Annotated in this window: 1 protein-coding gene; it reads right to left on the reverse strand. The window is 59.2% G+C overall.

The features are described 5' to 3' along the window. Positions 1-39: 39 nt before the first annotated feature. Entirely contained in the window at positions 40-1461 is a 1422-nt protein-coding gene (locus Mspo_RS19355) for an IS4 family transposase (RefSeq protein ID WP_244613561.1), read from the reverse strand. Positions 1462-1570: the final 109 nt, after the last annotated feature.

A 1570-nucleotide genomic window follows, 5' to 3' on the forward strand; every position in this document is an offset into this window, starting at 1 on the left:
CGGCTTTCAATTACCCACAAATGCACTCAGCGATATCGGTTAGGCGCGCGAGGCCGCGCCAGATAACAATGCTGCCCGGCGGCGAGCGCCGGCCCTCGCGAGATAGCCGCCCAATCGAGCGAGCTTTATGAGGTAGAAGCTGAGCGTCCCGTGCTCGGCTCGTCGATTGCCTGCATCGCTGACGAGTCGATCAAGCAAGGCGATCTCCCTCTCGGTGAATGCGATCGAGGGCGAGGCCTCAGGCTCGGCCCGCGCCAACATGGTCATCCAGAGAACGCGCCAACTGACGATACAGAAGACCGCCATCAAGTTTGCGAGCCGTTCTGCGGTGCGCAATTTGGATGCTTCGGCCTGGCAGGCCGACTTCAGGACCTTGTGAAACACCTCGATTTTCCAACGCATCGCGTACCAGTTGATCTTCTCGATCGCTTCGGCGCGCCCGCGCACAGGCAGATCTGTGATCAACTTCCAGACGATCGGCTTGCGGCCTTTGGGCGCATCGCGTTCGATGGCGTGGATGACCGTAAGATCGAGCGCAGGATATCGCTTCTGTTTGCCGATGGGCGGCTGAACGATGATGCGCTTAAACCTGATTTCCAGAACGATCTTTTCAATCTCGCCGTCGTCCGTCTGTACTTCAATGCGATGCAGCCCCTTGAGCCTCGTCGCGTCCATTTCGTCGGCGATGGTGTGGTCGCCATCGCCCGCCAGCCGATCCATGCAGGTCCGCACCAAGAAGTGCGAGCCGAGATCCCGCGTCAGGCAGTAGAGTTCGAAAATGTCGCTCTCTCGGTCTCCGACATGGATGAAGCGCGCCGGCTGCCCGAGAAGCTCGATCGATTGCCGGAAATTTTCGAGCCACCGAACGCTCTCCTTCTTTTCGATCGGCACGCGCGTCGGGTTCACCTTCTTCTTCAGCGCCTTGGTTCCCCTGAATTTCTTGCGCGTCCAGAATTTCACCGCCGCCAAGCCGAGCGGCAGCCCTTGGGTTGTCACCGCTAAACTCGAATGCATGAGCATTCCGCATACTGTGTGATGGCGGATGCGCCCCTGCTTGTCGCGCCCACTGTTGACGCTCTTCGTCACGCCAACGGCGCTCACATTGGCGCGTTGGAACGAGAACTCCGTGGTGTCCTGGAGCAACAAGATCGGGCCTTCGAATTTATCGCAGCGGGCGCGCGTCGCGGCGAAGTGGCCGCTGAGAATGTCGCCCTCATCAACACGCGCGTTCGAAAGAAACCGATAGGCGGCTTTGGTGTTCGCCCAGTCCTGGCAGGCATACGGGATGCTCTCGCCCATGGCGGCGCCGATCTGTTTCAAAACCTCAGCGCATCGTCGGCCAAGACGGGGATCTTTGAAAGCGGCTTCGTCTACCTCGCGCTCAGTCCAATGCGGCGCCGGCCCTGATCTCCCAGTTCTTGGACGGGAGAAAGTCTTGGAGAAAGCGGTCTTCGAGGACATGGAGCGCCTCGCGCAAGCGATTCGGCGCTCGATAACGAATCACAACCGATTCATCCGATTCAACTTTCTTCTTCCACAAATCCGCCCACTGAGTCAGCTACTTGTGGGT

It is taken from the genome of Methylosinus sp. Ce-a6 (assembly GCF_009811655.1).
Lineage (GTDB): Bacteria > Pseudomonadota > Alphaproteobacteria > Rhizobiales > Beijerinckiaceae > Methylosinus.